This is a genomic window from uncultured Desulfosarcina sp. (genome assembly GCF_963664155.2).
GTDB lineage: Bacteria > Desulfobacterota > Desulfobacteria > Desulfobacterales > Desulfosarcinaceae > Desulfosarcina.
This window is the reverse complement of sequence record NZ_CAXXXH010000002.1, coordinates 1,125,221-1,143,223: the sequence shown is the minus strand read 5'-3', so window position 1 is coordinate 1,143,223 and position 18,003 is coordinate 1,125,221. Positions and strand designations below refer to the sequence as shown.

At 51.7% G+C, this 18,003-nt stretch carries 15 protein-coding genes and 1 pseudogene; 13 read left to right on the top strand and 3 right to left on the bottom strand.

Annotated features, from left to right (window positions below; translation table 11 throughout):
• Position 1: 1 nt before the first annotated feature.
• The 8 genes and pseudogenes from ACHZBS_RS29255 to ACHZBS_RS29220 all read left to right on the top strand — a co-directional run bounded on the left by ACHZBS_RS29255 (position 2) and on the right by ACHZBS_RS29220 (position 6,784).
• Positions 2-1,813, top strand: coding sequence for a pentapeptide repeat-containing protein (locus ACHZBS_RS29255; RefSeq protein ID WP_319410070.1), 1,812 nt, complete (start codon positions 2-4; stop codon positions 1,811-1,813).
• A 63-nt stretch (positions 1,814-1,876) separates the two neighbouring features.
• Positions 1,877-2,770, top strand: coding sequence for a DUF3540 domain-containing protein (locus ACHZBS_RS29250; protein WP_319410069.1), 894 nt, complete (start codon positions 1,877-1,879; stop codon positions 2,768-2,770).
• A 59-nt stretch (positions 2,771-2,829) separates the two neighbouring features.
• Positions 2,830-3,249 (top strand): PAAR-like domain-containing protein, encoded by a 420-nt coding sequence (locus tag ACHZBS_RS29245; RefSeq protein WP_319410068.1) that lies wholly within the window; start codon positions 2,830-2,832, stop codon positions 3,247-3,249.
• A gap of 245 nt (positions 3,250-3,494) precedes the next feature.
• Positions 3,495-4,247: pseudogene (locus ACHZBS_RS29240) on the top strand (type VI secretion system Vgr family protein); the annotation flags it as partial.
• A gap of 55 nt (positions 4,248-4,302) precedes the next feature.
• Entirely contained in the window at positions 4,303-4,551 is a 249-nt protein-coding gene (locus tag ACHZBS_RS29235) for a hypothetical protein (RefSeq protein ID WP_394708068.1), read from the top strand.
• On the top strand, positions 4,442-4,921 hold the full coding sequence (locus tag ACHZBS_RS29230) for a hypothetical protein (RefSeq protein ID WP_319410066.1): 480 nt from the start codon (positions 4,442-4,444) through the stop codon (positions 4,919-4,921). Before ACHZBS_RS29235 ends, ACHZBS_RS29230 begins: the two co-directional genes overlap by 110 nt.
• Before the next feature lie 370 nt (positions 4,922-5,291).
• Positions 5,292-5,597 carry an FHA domain-containing protein gene (locus tag ACHZBS_RS29225; protein ID WP_319410065.1) on the top strand — a complete coding sequence of 102 codons (306 nt, stop codon included), beginning with the start codon at positions 5,292-5,294 and terminating at the stop codon, positions 5,595-5,597.
• A 149-nt stretch (positions 5,598-5,746) separates the two neighbouring features.
• Positions 5,747-6,784: a transglycosylase SLT domain-containing protein gene (locus ACHZBS_RS29220; RefSeq protein WP_319410064.1), complete on the top strand. Its 1,038-nt coding sequence runs from the start codon at positions 5,747-5,749 to the stop codon at positions 6,782-6,784.
• A 16-nt stretch (positions 6,785-6,800) separates the two neighbouring features.
• On the opposite strand, the gene ACHZBS_RS29215 is transcribed toward ACHZBS_RS29220, so the two are convergent.
• The 3 genes from ACHZBS_RS29215 to ACHZBS_RS29205 form a co-directional block, all read right to left on the bottom strand.
• Positions 6,801-7,739, bottom strand: coding sequence for an FHA domain-containing protein (locus tag ACHZBS_RS29215; RefSeq protein ID WP_319410063.1), 939 nt, complete (start codon positions 7,737-7,739; stop codon positions 6,801-6,803).
• Positions 7,740-7,859: 120 nt separating this feature from the next.
• The gene (locus tag ACHZBS_RS29210; RefSeq protein WP_319410062.1) at positions 7,860-9,503 is read right to left on the bottom strand and encodes a LysM peptidoglycan-binding domain-containing protein; all 1,644 of its coding nucleotides are present in this window, start codon (positions 9,501-9,503) and stop codon (positions 7,860-7,862) included.
• A 7-nt stretch (positions 9,504-9,510) separates the two neighbouring features.
• On the bottom strand, positions 9,511-10,533 hold the full coding sequence (locus ACHZBS_RS29205; protein WP_319410061.1) for a polysaccharide deacetylase family protein: 1,023 nt from the start codon (positions 10,531-10,533) through the stop codon (positions 9,511-9,513).
• Between the two features lie 425 nt (positions 10,534-10,958).
• On the opposite strand from ACHZBS_RS29205, the gene ACHZBS_RS29200 reads away from it, so the two are divergent.
• The 5 genes from ACHZBS_RS29200 (at position 10,959) to ACHZBS_RS29180 (ending at position 17,571) form a co-directional block, all read left to right on the top strand.
• The gene (locus tag ACHZBS_RS29200) at positions 10,959-11,837 is read left to right on the top strand and encodes a hypothetical protein (RefSeq protein WP_319410060.1); all 879 of its coding nucleotides are present in this window, start codon (positions 10,959-10,961) and stop codon (positions 11,835-11,837) included.
• A gap of 44 nt (positions 11,838-11,881) precedes the next feature.
• Positions 11,882-13,519, top strand: coding sequence for a protein kinase (locus tag ACHZBS_RS29195; protein WP_319410059.1), 1,638 nt, complete (start codon positions 11,882-11,884; stop codon positions 13,517-13,519).
• A gap of 120 nt (positions 13,520-13,639) precedes the next feature.
• Positions 13,640-14,365 carry a Stp1/IreP family PP2C-type Ser/Thr phosphatase gene (locus ACHZBS_RS29190; RefSeq protein WP_319410058.1) on the top strand — a complete coding sequence of 242 codons (726 nt, stop codon included), beginning with the start codon at positions 13,640-13,642 and terminating at the stop codon, positions 14,363-14,365.
• A gap of 2 nt (positions 14,366-14,367) precedes the next feature.
• Positions 14,368-15,573, top strand: a complete 1,206-nt coding sequence (locus ACHZBS_RS29185) for a serine/threonine-protein kinase (RefSeq protein ID WP_319410057.1) — start codon at positions 14,368-14,370, stop codon at positions 15,571-15,573.
• Between the two features lie 24 nt (positions 15,574-15,597).
• The gene (locus ACHZBS_RS29180) at positions 15,598-17,571 is read left to right on the top strand and encodes a tetratricopeptide repeat protein (protein WP_319410056.1); all 1,974 of its coding nucleotides are present in this window, start codon (positions 15,598-15,600) and stop codon (positions 17,569-17,571) included.
• The last annotated feature ends 432 nt before the right edge of the window (positions 17,572-18,003 follow it).

Genomic DNA, 18,003 nt, shown 5'->3' with positions numbered 1-18,003 from the left:
AATGGACGGTATCCCTGAATTTGAAGCATTGGTGGAGCAGTTAAAAGCGGGACAGGCAGTCGACGGGGTGCTTTTTTCCGAAGAGACGCTTGCCGGATTACACTTGGCCGAAGCACAGCTTCTGGGTACCAAATTCAACGCCTGTGACCTGTCGAATATCGATCTTTCCGATGCCCAACTTCCAGATATTCTTTTCAACAAGTGCGTACTCGATGGAGCAAACTTCTCCGGGGCCGATCTCTCCGGCGCCGTTGCCGTCAACGCCATCGCACCTCACGTCAAGTTTAAACGGGCCATCCTTACCGGGATGATGGCTTTTTCAGATACTGTTCCTGTGAAGGACTCATCCCAGGTGATGGTTTCATTTGAACACCTGAAGCTGCCGGGATTTGCGATGGATCAACTTAAAGACCTTGGCATTCTGGGCTTTAAGGAAGGGGTCAGCAACTTCAGCCATGCGGATTTTTCAGGTGCTTTCGGTGAACGCTGTGAATTTGAGAAAACCGATCTGAAACAAGCCGTGTTTGTTGAAACCAATCTCGACAACAGCCTCTTTTCCCACTGTGATTTGTCTGCCACTGATTTTAGCCGTGCTCGGCTTAATCAAACCATTTTTGACCATTCCAACCTGTCCGACACCGGCTTTACGACATCGCATATGACGGATAGCCAGATCATCGCTTGCCAACTGGGAGGGTGCGATTTCGGCAGTTCCAATTTCCAGGGGGTGGTCTTTCAGAATACGGATCTGCGACAGGTTAAACAGCTTCCTGCCAATATGCAGCGATGCCAGTTCTTCGAGTGCAATCTAACCGGCATCGACCTGTCCTATCGCAACCTGACCGATGCCGTGTTTGCTGACTCGGATTTGACCGATGCTATTTTTTCAAGATCCAATCTTGAAAATATTTCCATTACTAATTGTCGGCTTTCCGGAATTGATTTCAGCGGAATGGATCTGTCTGGCGCCGATTTTTCAGGGGCTGACCTCCAAAATGCAAAATTCATCGGTTGCCAGCTAAATGATGCTGATTTCTCCGGTGCGGATCTCACTGGTGCAGATTTGTCCCGCGCGCTTATCGCCGATGCCATTTTTTCTGAAGCGTGTTTGAGAGATGTCAACTTCAGTGGCGCTATCCTCGATGGCTGTGATTTGAGCAAATGCGATTTAGAAGGAATGAACTTGACCGATACCAAAATGCGAGGTGCAGATTTCGAAGCCGTGGACTTTACCCGAGTGATCCTGTCTGCCACGATCATGAATACTTGCGAGATGAAAAAATGCCTGTTTGAAAATATGAATCTTACCGGATGCGATTTTACCGACTGTGACTTTGAGGAAAGCAACCTGAAAAATTCAATTCTGGACAAAGCCAACTGTAAACAGGTTAACTTCACCGGGGCAGATCTGTCCGGTGGGAGCCTGAAACAAGCCAATTGCCACACGGCGAATTTCACGAAAGCCATTTTGTTAGGCACCGCATTTCAGGCGACCGACTTAAGATGCGCCTGTTTCGCCGATGCAACTGCCGCCGATGCGGTTTTCGATGCTGCACGAATGGACCGGGTCGAGTTCACCCGGTCGAATCTCGTTCGTGCCAGTTTTATGCATGCATCTGCACCCTACGGCGATTTTTCATATGCGATTTTGAAGGATGCCGATTTGTCCCACGCCAATTTGCTCCAGGCAACGCTTCACATGATCAATGATCAGGGTGTCCGTTGGCGGGGAGCCAACCGAAAGCTGGTTGAAAATACCGACAAGGACCGGGCTGAAGCTGAATTGTGGACACCGCCGGTGCCGCAGACATAATGACTAATTCCGTCCAGCCAACCCGCTGCACTGGTGGGATATGAGATTTTAAGGAGAAACCGAATGCCACAACATACCGCGACGATCGTTCCACTACCCGCCATGGCCTCAACCATCGAGCCCGCCATTGTGATGGGAAATTGCGATTCGGATGACAATATCCGCGTATGCCGTCCAGGCGGATCGATAGACAGGGATGCCCGCCTGGCGGTTTATCCGCATCCCGAGCTTGAACCCGGTGATGAAGTCCTGACCATGACCGACGGCAGCGGTCGCGCGTATGTTGTCGGTGTGTTGTCCTGTAAAACCGAAAAAAAGAGCCGATCAGGACAGCTTCGACTGGCCAATGGGGCCTATGCCCGGATCGACCGCTCTTTGGCCGATGAATCCTTGAAGCTCTATTCAAAGGAAAATGAACTGCTGATAGACTACCATTGCGGGACGGGCACCGTAAAAGTCAACGTTGCATCGGGCAACCTGGATTTCACCACGACCAATGGCAGCATTGCCTTTCATTCTGCCAAAGATATCCACATGGATGGTGATTGTGTGGCTGTAAACGCCAGAAATGATATCCATATGGGCATTCGGGATTCCCATGGCGGCTCCGGGCCGGTCATGTCCATGAAGGCCAGAAAAATGCAGCTGGTTTCACCGGTAATGGAACTGACCGCGCAGCGCGCCCAGCTTTTTCTGCAGGAGACCCAGATCGCAGGCAAGAAGCTGATAGGGAGAATCGGCAACATTCAATCCATTTCCCGCAAATTTGAATCGGTCGCTGATACCGTGATGACGAAAGCTAAGAATGTTTACCGGACGGTATCCGAATTGAGCCAGTTGAAGGCAGGACGTCAACGGACGCTGATCGAAAAAACCAGTCATATGAAAGCCCGGAAAACGATCATGAAATCGGAACAGGATTTCAAGGTAAAAGCCGAAAAGATACATCTTGGATAATTCAGGATTTCTTAGTTATCCTTTATTAGTTTTTACTGCGTAAATTCAGGAGATCGGCCATGCCTGCCATATTTCCCGCTTCTACCACCCAGGGCGGCAACACCTTTGCCGTACCCGACCCCTGTCTGACTCCGGCGCCACCGTCACCGAGTCCGGTACCCATACCATACCCCAACACGGGAATGGTCAACCAGGCCAAGAAAACGGCGACCAAGGTAAAATTTGCGGGCAAACCGGTGGTGACCACAAAATCGGAAATATCCCGTTCCATGGGCGATGAGGCTGGCGTGAACAAGGGGGTCATGTCAGGGATGAACATGGGTAAAGTGACTTACAAAAAGGGAAGTGCCAAGGTCAAAATACAGGGCCAGCCCTGCGTGCACCTTACCTGCATGTCCGGCCACAATGGCATGAATGCCAATATGCCGGCAGGTGCCCAGGTGGCACCCAGCCAGACCAAGGTGATCGTTTCGCCCTGACGTCCCGTACCTGAAAAATACCCGGGTAGCCGGTGGTTCGACCGCCGAAGTCGCCTTTGCTGCCAGGTCCGTAACCGCCACTGGTTGCCGCCCGACCGGACTTATTTAATAAAATTGAAAATTTATGGAATTATTGGTAGAAAAATAGCAATAACTGCATCGATCCTATCGAAAAATGCTTTACTTCTTGTGACATCGGAATAGTTGCCGTTCGTTTTCAGGGTCCTCCTGAACATCCTTCCCATTTGCGTGCCTGCGCCTCATCTGCAGTCGTTAAGAACGATTTAACGGATAGATATCATGGCTTATACGCAGGACCAGACATTGATGTCCATCGACACGCCTTTGGGAACCAACGTGCTCTTCCTGTCACCGTTTTCCGTCTATTCGGCAACCATGGTGCCCCGGCTTTGGCTGTTGACCCGACGGCGGACTCAAGAATTTTTCAGGACAAGACCATCCAGGATATCGTCGAGCAGGTTTTCAGCGATCAGGAATTTTCGGATTACGAGGTTAAACTCAGCGGTTCCTATGAGAAAGAAGAGTACTGTGCTCAGTATCGCAAAACGGATTTCAATTTTATATCCCGGCTGATGGAGCAAGAGGGCATTTTCTATTATTTCAGGCATGAAAAGAAAATTCACACCCTGGTTGTCGCCGATTCCCCCAGTGAAAATGAATTCTGCCCCCATCAACCTGTGGCGCGGTGCCAGATTTACAGTTCCGGATATGAACTCGAAGATGTCATCACCCAACTGCAGATGTCGCAGGAAATCCGGGTCGCCAAATATACGGTCAACGATTACAACTTCAATGCGCCCAAATCGATCCTGAAATCCGAGGTGTCCACCAACCAGCCGCTGGGACCCGGTGAACGGGAAATCTACGATTATCCGGCTGAATTCGCCTCCCTGGATGAGGGTGACCGGCTGACCAATATCCGCATTCAGGAGGAAGAGTCGCAGATTACGACCATCAGCGGAGCGAACCGGTGCCGGGATTTTTCCAGCGGGTACAAATTCGATCTCAAGGACTTCTACCGTTCTGAAATGAATGGCAGAAGAGGTCTTCCTGCATGGCCCGAAGGATTGGATCATTGCCATCGAGAACGACAAGAACCAGACCAAATCGGTTGGCGTCGACCAGAGCGAGAGCATCGGCTCAAACAAGAAGATCATGGTGGGCATGCATCTTGGTTATCAGGAAACTGCCGCCTATGGATGCCGCCGGGTTGCTCGAAAGCCTGCGCAGGATTCCGGCGAAGATTCACATGGCCATTACCGGTTTCGGCGCACTGGGTGACCCGGCATTCATCCCGTTGGTGATGGGACAGATGCAGGTGCCGGAGTTGGCCAGACCTGCCGGTGAAGCCTTTTCCATGCTCACCGGCGTGGACATCGCCTACCAGGATCTGGAGGGCGAATGGCCGGAGAGATTCGAGGCCGGTCCCACGGAAGATCCTAAAGATGAGGATGTGGTCATGGAGCCGGATGAAGACCTCTTATGGTCCGATGTCGAATTGATTCAAACGTGGTGGGAGCAGAACAAAAGCAACTATAAAACGGAGCCCGGTATCTCCTGGGAAAACCCATCGGTCTGGAAACCCTTCAAAATGTACTTAAAAATGGCTCCCAGCGCCAGCAGACCGCAGCTGCCATCGAACTGGCCATAGACAGCCCCGGTTCCATTCTTTCCGGGTGCAGGGCTTCGGGCATCAGGTAGCAGAAACTACTCGACGTCCGATAGCGTCCACCCGCTTCAACCCATGTCCCCCCATTTTTTAAAACCGCTGCCACACGTTCCGAAATATGCTCAAAAACAACATATGGTATAAACTAAAATATGACCTATACCGTATATGGTATAAATAGTTAGATTCCTGCAAATATGAAATGTCTTCCACCTTGAGGATCGGAACCTAAACCTGTAATATGCCTATAAGGTGTGGAGGTGTTTGAAATCACGATTGTCAATCCACCGTCTGCCGTATTCTTTAAGTTTGATTTCATGCTGCCGCAACATCAAGCGTAACTGTTTACCATATGATTGCTTTCTCCCCTGACGTGTTGCGCATCACCCTTGCGGATGGGACGACTTTCAGTTTCAGGCAAGGGTTTGCCATTGGTCGCCATTCGACCTGCGGTATCTGTATTAGGGACGGTGTGGTCAGCCCGCGGCATGCCGATGTGGTCTGGGAAAACGGTAGTTGGCGGATCCAGGATCTACAGAGCGCCAACGGTGTTTTTCTCAACGGACAGCGCATCCAGCCGGCAGTCCTTGCGCGGAGGGGCGCATTCAACTGGGGGCAGGTGGACCGACCCTGTTTTTCAACATCCAAACGCCGGTAGCGTCCCCGCCTGTTTACCAGCCACCGGCAGATCTATCTCCTACCGAAAGGGTATCGACGAGACCATCTTCTGGCGATCCATCCAGCCTCGACCATTACAAGGATCACAATTTCGGCAAGACCCTGGACGGTAAGGCCGGCGAACACACCATGATGGTTCGCCGGGCCTATGTCGAGGTCCGGAATAAGCAGCGGATGACCTGCGGCATCATCATTGGTCTGGTGGTGCTGCTGTTGATAGCTACCGGTGGTGTAGCCTGGTACAAGCACAGCCAGGTCGTCGAGCAGCGCAAACTGGCCGCCGAGGTTTTTTACACCATGCGGGCGCTGGAAATCGACCTGATTAAACTCCGGGTGGAGTCCGAACAGCGAAAGTCACTGGAGGCCAAGAAACACATCGACGCAGTTAAAGGGCAGAAGAAAAAACTCGAACAGAGTTACGACCAGTATGTGGAAAGCCTTGACGTTTACCACAAGGGGTTGAGTGAAAAGGAAAAGATCATCATGCGTGTGGCGCACCGATTTGGCGAGGGTGAGATCAACATGCCCGACGGATTCGTGGAGGAGGTCTCCGGGTTTATCGCGAACTGGCAGTCTAGTGAGCGACTTTCACGAGTCATTCGTCGGGCCAAGCGGCAGGGCTATATTCCCAAAATTCTCGAGGCATTGAGCGATGAAGATCTCCCGGCCCAGTTTTTTTACCTGGCTGTACAGGAAAGCAACCTCGATTACCAGGCTGTCGGGCCTCCCACCCAATTTGGGATCGCTAAGGGCATGTGGCAGTTTATTCCCCCAACTGCTGAAAAATATGGACTTCGCATCGGTCCCCTGAAAGATGAAGCCGTGGTGGATCTCCTGGACGAGCGCCATAATTTTGACAAAGCAACCCGGGCGGCCGCGAGCTACCTCCGGGACATCTATACTACGGATGCCCAGGCGTCCGGGTTGCCGGTGATGGCATCCTACAATTGGGGCGAGGGGCGGGTCGTCAAGCTGATCCAAGCCATGCCGGAAAATCCCCGGGAACGCAATTTCTGGCAGTTGATTAGCGATTACCGGGAAAAGGTGCCCGATGAAACCTACGATTACGTTTTTTCCATTTTCACCGCTGCTGTGATCGGCGAAAATCCCCACCTGTTCGGTTTCGAATTCGACAACCCGCTGCTAATGGCGGAGACCCCCAAATAGCCGATTGCCAGTATTTTTAACTGAAAAAGCTTTTAAACAGGGATTTTGATTTTTTTTGGGGTACGGAGGGTTCGCTATTTGCTCCCCTTAAATTGGCGTCGGCATCGGTCTTTTCCAGGGGGTCTGATACCACATCTTGTATCTCTGCCAACCGTCCACCACCAAGGAATCTGAATTTTGGTCCCCGGTCGGTCAGTGATAACTCGGCGCCCTGGGCCAAAACCGATTGCGTTCCAACCGGCCGGCCATTGATGGAAACCGTGCTTCGCCCAGTTAGATCTTTTGCATAGTATTCGTTTTCATTGAAGAATATCTGGAGGTGTCGTCCGGCAAGTGCGTTGTTGGCCATCACGAAATCACATGCCGGATCGGTACCAATGGTAACGGGTAGAAGGTTGTAAGACTGAAGGGTTGGGCCAAACTGGATAACCAGCGGTGCATTGGTGCTGATCACGGGGATCTCCAATCCGGGACCCACGGTCAGACCGGGTTCGGGGATATGCGGAGGGGGCGTGGAAGGGATCTCTGGCGCACGGACTGGCGAGGCTGCTGACATCTGCGGCGGCACCGCTGAAACGGGTGACGGTGGCACCGGTTGGGCAGGCCGGGTATGAGGAATGGGTGCCTCGCCGGCTTCAATTTTGGTCAGAAAACTGGCTTTGGGGCCATTTTCCGAAAAAGTGATCACATCGCCGTCTCTTAAATAAACGTCGGCTATGCGTTTCCCGTTGACGTAGGTACCGTTGGTGCTGGCGTCGATGATACGAAATCGGTTTCCCTGTCGCTCAATACGGGCATGTCGCCTGGAAATGGTCGTCAGGTCTTTTTCAAAACGAACCTGGCATGAGGAGTGGCGGCCGATTTGAACGGGAAATTGCGAAAAATCCTGGATCTGCCCTTTCAATGGGCCCTGGATGTGAACCAGTTGTACGATGATGTTCGGCATCTGGGGCATATTGTCCCACCTGCATGGATCAGTTCTTGGGTTGCGATTTTGCAGTGACGCAGTGGCGATATAATTGAGCCGACTATAGCCGCAAAAGTATGGCTGATGTCAAGGGGTTTTCCTCCCCCCTTATTCGGCGGTGCTTTTCTTGATCCTTTCCAGCCGCTCATTCAGCAAGGTTGCTTTTTTCAGGTTCTGCTGAACATCTTTGTAGTCGGGATCAACCGCCGTGACTTTTTCCCAGGATTCAATCGCCTTTTTCAGCGATTCCTGACCGAAAAAGACAATGCCTTCGTTATAGTGGAACTCTTTGTATTCTACCAGGCAGTTTTCAACATACTGCTTGCATTCACTGCAGTCCGGTTTAATGGCGGCTGCTTTTTCAAAGCCGGTTTTGGCAGCCAGATAGTCCTGTTTGTTGTAAAGTATCAGGGCTTTTTGATAAAGGGTCTGAAACAGCAGATCAGTCGCTGTAGCATCGTTCGGCTTCAGTGCCGTCGCACGTTCGAGTGTTGAAATGGCTTTGTCGTATTGATTATTCTGAAAAAACGTTTCAGCTTCTTTGGTTAGTCCATCGGCTTCGATTGTGCGGCACTGGGCCAACAGAGCCTGACAGTCCCGGCAGTTGTCATCATAGTCAAGGGCCGTGATGAATGCGGTCTTGGCTTCATTGAGACGATTCGCCGCAAGGTGCCCCTTGCCCGTTTCAACATATGCCTGGGAAATATAGGCGATGGCATCGGCGTCCTCCGGGGAAGCGCTGAGCACTTTTTGTAATTCAACGATAGCCTCGTCGTATTTTTTTTCATTGAACAGGGCAATGCCCGTCTCGCGATACTCCGCTACCTGATCCACAGGCTCCGACAACTCGGGTCGGGGTGATTCAACGGATTCAACTGGTGGTCCAGGTGCTTCGGCGAAGGGCTCCGATTCAGGGACTTCAGGGCGGTAAGGCGTTGTGGTCGCCGGTTCAGGGGGGTGTCCCAGTCGAGGTACTTTCACTTTCTGTCCCGCCTTGATGCTTGTGGGATCTGTTATGCCGTTGTATTTGGCAATGATGGGGAACAATTTGTAATCGCCGTAAAAAATCTGGGCAACCTTGGCCAGGCTTTCACCCGGCTGGATTTGATGAACGGTGTATTCACCTTTCACAGCGGGCGGCTGCGCGGACGAACCGGTGCTGATACGAATCAGATCATCGATGGTTACACCGTCGATAACCGGTACCATAATTCGCTGACCGACCCGGACTTGGGTTGCGTCGGTCATATTGTTGAAATTGGCGATATGATGATATTTTTTGTAGTCACCATAGTACTTGAGTGCCAGCTTGGAAATGCTTTCCCCGGGGGCGATCTCATGGGTGATGAACTTTCTCTCACCCTGCGGCTGGCGCTGCTGAAGCATGGCGGCGGCTTTTTCATGCTCCGGACGATATCTCAGCGTTTTTAAGAACTCTTTTTTCGCCAGATCCCATTTGCCTTTATCCCTCAAGCGAAGGCCGGCCTGATAGTGGGTTTCGGCCAGCTCATTCAGCTGTTGATCGAGGCGGCGGATGCCGTCGGTGATGACCGGTTCGTTGGGGTCGATGGTTTGGGCCAGTTTATACTGCTCCAACGCCTCTATTGGATTTCCCTGACTTTCATAGGCCTGGGCTTGTTGGATATACGCGTTGGCCTGCTTGTCCCTGTCCCGGGGAGCCTGAGAGGCCTGGCAGCCCCAAAGGACCATCAGCAACAACCCCAGCCCGACACATATGTGTTTGCATTTCATGGCATACTCACTCTAACGGATAATAATTAAAGGTTTTTAAACGGGAGGCAAAACGGTCCATATCCCGCTTTAAAATCTGGTCCCGTTTAATCAGAAACGGATCGGTAAAAAACGGGTTGCTTCCCCGGTCAACGGTAACAGCAATTTTATATCCGGCCTGCCGAGCCAACGATACGACCGTCTGGTTCCTTCTGCCGAAAGGGTATGAAAAAATTATAGTATCCTGACTTAACTTTTCATCAATGATCTGCTTGGATGTAAATATCTCCCTTTTCAGCCGGGCCAAATAGGCCTTGCCATCTTCATCTTTTTTCTGTTTGGCAAGATCGCTGTGAGCGATGGAATGAGAGCCGATGTAAAATCCTTCCCGCTTTAATTCCCGCAACTGATCCCAGGTGATGGCCTGGCTGGAAACCCCCACGTAGTCAATGTATATAAATAGTGTGGCCGTAAATCCGTATTTTTTCAAAATCGGGAAAGCCACATCATATACGGAGCGATAGCCATCGTCCACGGAAATCATGACTGCATTTTTCGGTATCGGTTTGCGGTAATCCAGAAAATCAGCCAATGCTTCGGGGCCGATTACCCGATAACCGTTTTCCTTTAGATATCGAACCTGCTGTTCAAAGATTCCCGCAGGCATGCACAGGGGTGAATCGCAGGATGGGGCAAACCGGTGATAACATAAGATTGGAACCGTCTGGTACCCTTTGTCGGTGATGCCGGCGCGATTCGGAATTACCAGAGGAATTACCACGAAACGGTCGGGCAAAAAAGTCTCTTTGGGATTGGCATCTTCCACCATCCACGCCAGCCGCCTATCTTTCAGATATTTTTCCGCCAGCATTTCCGGGGTTTCACCGGGCTTGAGACGATGCAGAACCCTCTCATCCGAACGGTATACATCGGGTCGCATAAGCGTGGAAATAGCGTTTGGACCGGCACAGCCCGAGAAAACGGCCAAAAATATCAGAAACAGGGGAAGACCGGTAGACAAAAGTGTTGAACGTGAGCCAGTCAGGGCCATGGTGACAACTCCGGTAACAACTGAGAAAAGTCGCGAGAATCAGTGCAGTGCTCGAAAAGGACTCACACTTGGTCTATCTTTCAAGAAAATCTTGACCTTATCTACCATAGCAGCTTAAAAAATTCAATAGCCGGCGGACGTGCACATTCACCGTTCAAAAACCCTCAAAGGGCCGGTTATAGCTGCCCGATGGTGATGCAGGATGACGATGGCAGGCATGAACGTTCCTTGTCAGGTTGTCGTTTAGTGGATTGATGAAAGGGAGAAGTACCTTGACAATCCACTGGTATCATAATATTTTATGCACATTGGAAAGATTGAAAAACGGTGGCTTGGTTATCCGTCAGGGCTTTTGGCGGGTCTGCATCTCAAGACCCTGAAACGCCTTTTATGAACATCGACCCCAAGCCCTGAGGAAAGTTGACGTGAACTCTGACAACAGGCCCGAACGGATTAACAAAACCCGTTGGTTTACCTGCCTGCTCATCTGGTGGGTGGTAGCCGTCTTCTTTTACCTGTTCATCGCTGCCCAGGAAAAAAGCCGCGTGGGTCGCGTTGCGACTGCAGGAATTAAAACCGTCCTGGCAAACGCCCAGCAGGCCGGCCTGCCGTTGCTTGAACGCAACGTTCAGTCCCTGACCCGTCTGACGCAGGATATCGCCAGGGTGAAGGGTGTGGTCAATGCTTCCATCATTGATCACAAAAATAAAATTATCGCTTTCACCGATCCAGATCAACTGCTGTCGATGCCGTCAAAAGCGGTTCAACAGAAAGACGGTGTCAGCTACTGGCCCCACACCCTGGATGGCCATACCCGGACGGTATGCTTTTCATCAGACATTTTTTATGCCGGCACCAAAATCGGTGAGATTTTTATGGAAATGGACGCCAGCGGTCCCACCGGCCTGACCACCGCTTTTTTTCTATCGGCAATGGTCAGTCTTCTGCTGATTGTATTTGTCTTGCTGGTTCTTGATTTTAAGGGGGTGCACCGGTTGAAGGCAGCAATAGGAGAACGAATCCGAGGCTGGACGGATGGTCATACCGACCTGCCGGATGATCGCGAAATGATATGTCCGGTATGCGGCAGCCACAAGCCGCTGTCGAAATCATTTCTTCTTCAGGCCAACTTGGACCGATACCCGGTCGTTCGATCGAAGCGGATAGATAATGGGGTCGCACCGTTGCTGCTCGCCAAAGGGGTTAATCTTCGTGAAATCTCGCGCCGTGAAGATCTAGGGTGGTTGCGGCGGCAGATGATCCATCGATGTGCCGACATCATTAAGAAATTATCCGGTGATTGAAACGCCCTTTGAAAAAAATCAACCGGACGGCAAGGAGAGTGAGCATGCCCACCAGCGAAAAAGCGTTGACAACAATGATGTGGGTGAAGCAGTTGTCCACCACAACCATTAATTCGTTCACCGGAACGGTCAAGGCTTTCATGTCCGGGTCCCCGATCAAACGGCATGTCGCTGTTGGTGTGGCTGCCTGGATGGTCCTCAATCTCATTGTTTTTTTTATCCTCCAAGGGAAAATCGACACCGCGGAAAAGACATTTTTCAACAAGGGCGTCGACGTGGCCCTTGGCCTTGCCGATAAGAGCGGCTCACCTATTCTATCCACTGATATCCTTTCTTTGAACGTTGCCATTCGTGAGGTGATGGAAAACCCGGAAATCCGATATGCCGCCATTCTGGATCATCAGGACAAGATCCTTGCCCATTCCAATCCGGCTAAAATCAACCAGCATCTGGAACCCGTGGCGACAGATACCACAATTGATGTCCTCAATGGCGTTCACATTGCATCGGGAATGATCGATGGCCAGGCGTCGGTCATCATCTTTGAAAACGAGGTTACCTATTCCGGTGTGAAAATCGGAAGGGTGTCCATTGGCTGGAGGGCAAACAAGCTGGCATCGGCGGTGAAATTCTACAACCTTTTCATGGTGTTGTTTCTGGTCTCCAGTCTAGCCGCTACGGCCGGTATGCTTTTTCTGCTGGAACGAACCCTTAATCATCGGAAGATGGCGCGGCAAAAAGCCATGGAAGGCATGACCCGGATTGGGCCATACCTGTTAACCCGAAAGATTGCTCAAGGGGGGATGGCGGAGCTTTACCTGGCTGATTATCTTCGGGAAGACGGTTTCCGAAAAACGGTCGCCGTTAAAAAGGTATTGCCCCATCTGGCAGACAACCGCGATTTTATCGATATGTTTATCCGGGAAGCCCGACTGGCGGCACTCCTGCAGCATCCCAATGTGGTTCAAATTGCCGATTTTGGTAAAATCCAAAACGCCTATTTTATCGCCATGGAATATGTGGATGGAAAGAACCTCGCCGAGATCATGGAATTTTTGAAAAAGGGCCTGCCGGTGGATATGGCGGTGTTTCTGATCCTAAAGATCAGCAGCGGCCTGCAATATTCCCATGCGCGCAAGGATGACAAGAGCGGGAAACCGTTGAATATTATCCACCGGGATATCAGCCCTCAGAACATCTTGATTTCCCTGAACGGTGAAGTTAAACTCAGCGACTTCGGTATTTCCAAAGCCACTTCAGAACCTTCGCTGACCCAGGCCGGCGTGATTAAAGGCAAGCTTTCCTATTTGTCCCCTGAACAGGCCATGGGGCAGGAGGTGAACCATCAGATCGACATCTATGCCCTCGGCCTGGTATTTTATGAAATTCTTTCAGGCAGCCGCCTGTATCGATTCGCCAACGATATTGAAGCCATTCGCACCATTCCCCAGATGACCATCCCACCGATCATTACCAAAAGGCCGGACATCCCCCAGGAATTGAACGATATCGTCATGAAGTGCCTGGAGAAATCGACCGTCAAACGATATCAGACCGCCCAGGAGTTAAACAACGATCTGCTGAAATTGAAGAACCACTTGGGAATTACCTACGATGGCTCTGATCTGGCTCTCTTCATGCAGTCCAATTTTGAAAAACCGGAACCTGAACCCGTTGCCTGATTACAGCCGTGCCTGACCTGGAAACCGTGAGGCTCGCTGGCAGCAGGATTTTCGCGGATGGATTCTCCTAAAAACCGATATGATGTGAAAGGTGGAACTCAGGTGTCACAGGATTTGCCGATGATCAATTACCACGGTGCCACGGACGTGGGAAATGTGCGCTCCAACAATGAGGATGTATTTTATATCTGTGAAGCATGCCATTACTGCCTGGTTGCCGACGGCATGGGAGGAGCTGCCGCCGGGGAGGTGGCCAGTCAGATATTTGCCGAAACAGCCAAAGCGGTTTTTACCGGTCACGACGGCGCATCCGAAGAGAACACCATCGCCCGGGTGCAGACCACCTTCAAGCTTGCCAACGATAAAATCCTCAAGCACGTCGGACGCAACCCCCACGATCACGGGATGGGGTGCACCGCCGAGCTGCTGGCCTTTTCCCAGGAAAGCTTCATCATCGGGCATGTGGGCGATTCAAGAACCTACCGGTTGAAAAACAGCACCCTCAAACAACTGACCAAAGACCACTCGCTGGTTCAAGAGCAGCTGGATCAGGGGCTCATCAGTGCGGAGGAAGCCCGACGGCATGCGATGCGCAACGTAATTCTTAGAGCTGTCGGCGTTAACGATACGGTTGCTCTGGATATTCTGAAAGGAAAGCAAAATCCGGGCGACCTGTTCCTGCTTTGCAGCGACGGGCTTACCGATATGGTCGAGGAGTCTGCTGTGTTCGCAGCGCTAAGCGCTGAAGGAGACCTGAGTGAAAAGTCCCAGGCCTTGATTCAACTGGCTAAACAGGCCGGCGGAAAAGACAATGTGACCGTCGTATTGTCCACCATTGGTCGATGAAAATGAAATACGGACGTTACGAAATTGTTAAGGAGCTGGGACGCGGTACCATGGGCGTGGTTTACAAGGCCCATGACCCGCAGATTGAGCGGATGGTCGCTTTGAAAGTTCTTCGACCGGACCGGGTGGTCAGCCAGGACTTCGTTCTCCGGTTTCTCAGAGAGGCCAAGGCCATTGGTCGAATATCCCACCCCAACATCGTTACCGTATACGATGTGGGACAGGACCATGGAACGATATACATTGCCATGGAATATTTGGAAGGCCGGCCGCTGAACGAAGTGATCAAAGGTAGGACCGTGCCGGTGGATGAAACGGTGGGGATGTGCGTCCAGGTGGCGGAGGCCTTGGGATACGCCCACCGCCAGGGGATAACGCACCGGGACATTAAACCTTCCAACATCATCCTCACGCCGGACAACCGGATCAAGTTGACCGACTTCGGGATTGCACGTATCGAAGATCCCGATGCCGCCCAGCAGACCCAAGCCGGTGATATTCTGGGGACGCCGGTTTACATGGCTCCCGAGCAGGTTATGGGACAGAAGGCCGATGGCAGAACAGACCTGTATGCACTGGGGGTGATTGCCTATGAAATGGTGGTGGGAAAGCGCCCCTTCGGTGGCGGGAACATCGCTGCCATTTTTCGTTCCATCACTCATGAACCGCCGGAAGATCCAATGAACAGGGGTAGCCTTGGCAACCGGGCGCTGGCGGATCTCATTCTCAAAAGCCTCTCCAAGGATCCTGCCAATCGTTTCCAAACCGGGGAAGCGATGGCCACTGCCTTGAAACGTTGCCTGGATGCCGCGGATCACCCTTTCCCGGAACCGGCCACCCCTGGACAAAAAGCCAGCACGTCGAAAAAAATGGGGTTGGCCATTGGGATTTTTTGCTTGTGTCTGGTTGCCGGTATCGTTGGCTACGCCGTGATCCATAACCCCAGCGAATCCACCCGTATCAACTCAGCAGCAGTACCAGCAGTTCCGGTGCCTTCGTCCATACTCAATGTCACCAGCACGCCAGAAGGTGCCCAGGTTTTTGTGGATTCTATCTTTAAAGGGATCACTCCTGTTGATATTCCAATGGTACCTGGACGTTATGAAGTCCGGTTGAATCTGCCGGATTACTATGAATGGGAAGCCCAACTTCAGATTGACGAAAAGAATCCAACGCCCCTGAACGTGCGACTCATATCCATTAATTAATTCTATTATTCAGGAGGACCTACCATGAAGGTCAACCCAATCAGTGTTGGGCTGTTTACGGTGGCCGTTATCGCTGTGGCCCTGATGCCCGGGATCGGTCATACCGCATTTCAGGCCGGAAATCCGGTGCCTGTGTTCACCCTGAAAGATATAAATGGTAAGACCTATCCGTTGTCTGGCATGAAGAACAAGGCCATGACGATTTTATATTTCTTTGACACCGATTCCCGGCCAAGTATCGAAGGGCTTTTAAGTCTTGACCTGCTGGCCAAGCAATACCGGGACGCCGATCTCACCGTCTGGGGCATTACCCGATCTTCGAAACAGAAGGTTGCCGCATTCAATAACAGCACCCAAACGATATTCCCCGTCCTGATGGACACCGCCGGTGTCAGTGAAATGTACGATGCGCAGCGGGTTCTGCCCACGGTCTGTATTGTCGGCCCGGAGCTCAAGATGCTTGACCTGTTTCAAGGCGGTGGAAAAACCACTCAGGTGATGTTGGTCAGACTGGCCGAACGAAACTTGCAGCGTAAAAAACCCGAAGTGGCCCGGGCCATTACCGAGACCGTGGAAAAAAACGATCCGGGAAATGCCCAGGCCCGAACGGTTAAAGGCTATGCAGCCATTCAGGAAGGAAAGCTGGATGAAGCCGAACAGACCTTCTACACCCTGAGCAAGGAACAGGGAAGCAGCGCCGTCTTGGGAAAAGAGGGGCTTGCCCAGGTTTATGAAAAGAAAGGCCAGACGGAAAAAGCTTTCCAACTGGCCAAAGAGGTCTCTGCCCAGGCCGGCGACCGGCCATTGGCATACGTCATCAAGGGGGATCAGCTTTATCTTCAGAATAATAAGAAAAGCGCCGAGTCCGCCTATCGTGAAGGTACGCAAAAAAACGGGGGGGCTCCTTTTCAGCGGGCGGTCGCTTACAACCAATTGGGTCGCCTTTACGCCCAGCGGGGAGACTATGCCAAGTCCCGGGAGCTTTACGATCAGGCGGTCATCATTGATCCTTACTACATTGAAGCCACCTCCAACAAAGGGTTGACCTACGAGCAGGAAGGTCGGTGGGACAAAGCCCTTGAGGCTTACCGCCAGGCAGAGGCCATCGATAAGAACGATCCGTTCGTTCGGGCTTTGGCGGAAAATGCCATGCGCATGCTTATGTTAAAAAAGGATGAAATGAAACAACAGGAACTGGCGGTGGCGATCAGAAAAGTGGTTGAGCATTACCGGAAAAATCATTTTGATCCTTTACCGGCGGACGATCCCTGGACCTCCCGGCCAACCCGGGTGGCCTTTTTCGACATCTCCGAATCCGGCGGGCTTTCCCAGCGAGCGGGTTTTGCCGGACTGCTCAAAGACCATCTGGCCCGGCAGATGGGAGCCTCCGGCCGGGTTCTGGTGATCGACAGCCTGATTGTCGATGGAGTGATTGACGCATTGGGACTCGACCGTGATTCGCTTGCTGATGATGAGGTTCGCTCGCGACTTAGTCGCGCCATGCAGGCTTCATTGATGATCCAGGGGTCGGTTTACCAATTGCCTTCCGGCCCTTTATGCAACCTGAAGATGCTTACCTCGGAAGATGCCCGACCCATCGAACTGATTGATTATCAATTTACAGCGGGCATTCACTTGCGAAAGGACCTGAGCCAGATTAACCGCCACCTGCTTACCCGCATTATGGAAAAATATCCCCTCCAGGCGTTTGTCGTGGAGGTGACCGGTAATCAGGTGCTGCTTAACCTGGGGTCGATCCAGGGAGTTGTGGAGGGCACCATTTTCAATGTAGTCGAGGTAAAGCCGTCGATCACATACAAAGGTAAACAATTTATTCCTGAACCCGGGATCGTGGCCAAGGTTCAAGTGGTTCGCAGCGATGATGATTTCAGCTACGGGCACATCAAGGATCAGCGGCGCCCCGTAAAACCGGACGACAAGCTGCGGGAGAATCTAAATGCCTTGGAACCGAACAATCAGGGCTCTCGAATCTGGTAGGCCGGCGACGGTGCTATCGCATTAGCCGCTTTCCAGAAAACGTTACCGTCGCCTTCGGTGAGCCGGATCGGCTTCAACGATTAAAATCCGAAATCTTTCTTTTCAGCAGGTGTGCAACTCCAATCATCCTTGTCAGCACTGGCGTGTCGGTTCAGGTATCAAAAAATCGTCGGTCCCGCCATTTTTTTGAACGAACACCGAAATCGGTTATATGCAGCGGGGTTGGTGAGCGGACTGTTGTAGATAGGGGTCATGCGGTGCCAACGACCGCCGCCGGTAGGCATTGCGCGATTTTAGATATGCAGCAGACGGGCTTCGATTAATGATATGATCCTTAAAAAAGTAACCGTGCTGTGTACGGTTCGCCAAGAATGCCGACGGTTATTATTAATCTCATCCAAGGCCCAATGGCCAGTCCTGCACTTGTGGCAA